This is a genomic window from Vibrio sp. 970 (genome assembly GCF_033339075.1).
On sequence record NZ_JAWOTW010000440.1, the window covers coordinates 1 to 640 of the forward strand.

Sequence of the window (640 nt, forward strand, 5' to 3'; positions counted from 1 at the left end):
ATGGATATTTTCAAAAAGCAGGAATCCAACGTACGCTCATATTCAAACAATTTTCCAGTGGTATTTCGCAAAGCGAAAGGTTGCTGGCTAGAAACAGAACAAGGTGAACGCTACTTAGACTTCCTCGCTGGAGCGGGATCCCTAAATTATGGCCATAACAATCCTGTATTGAAGCAAGCACTGCTTGAATACATCGAAATGGATGGCATCACTCACGGTTTGGACATGCATTCAGAAGCGAAAGCGGGCTTTCTCGCCGCGCTGGATAACTACATCTTAAAACCAAGAAAACTGGACTATAAAGTTCAATTCACCGGCCCAACTGGTACGAATGCGGTGGAAGCAGCACTCAAGTTGGCGAAAAAAGTGAAAGGCAGAAGCAGCGTTGTTGCATTCACTAACGGTTTCCACGGTTGTACCGCAGGCGCGCTGGCGGCTACAGGTAATCAGCATCATCGACAAGGTAACGGCTCAAGCCTTACAAACGTAACGCGCATTCCGTTTGAAGGTTATGCAGGCGTTGATGGTTTGGCACTGTTCGAAACTATGCTGAATGACAACTCTGCAGGTATGGACAAACCAGCAGCCGTATTGCTGGAAACGGTACAAGGCGAGGGTGGTTTAAACGCCGCCTCCAATG

At 47.7% G+C, this 640-nt stretch carries 1 protein-coding gene; it reads left to right on the forward strand.

Annotation, left to right across the window (positions count from 1 at the left end; genetic code table 11):
• A partial coding sequence (locus tag R7Q11_RS27170) for an aminotransferase class III-fold pyridoxal phosphate-dependent enzyme (protein ID WP_225467107.1) occupies positions 1–640 on the forward strand: 640 nt, incomplete at both ends.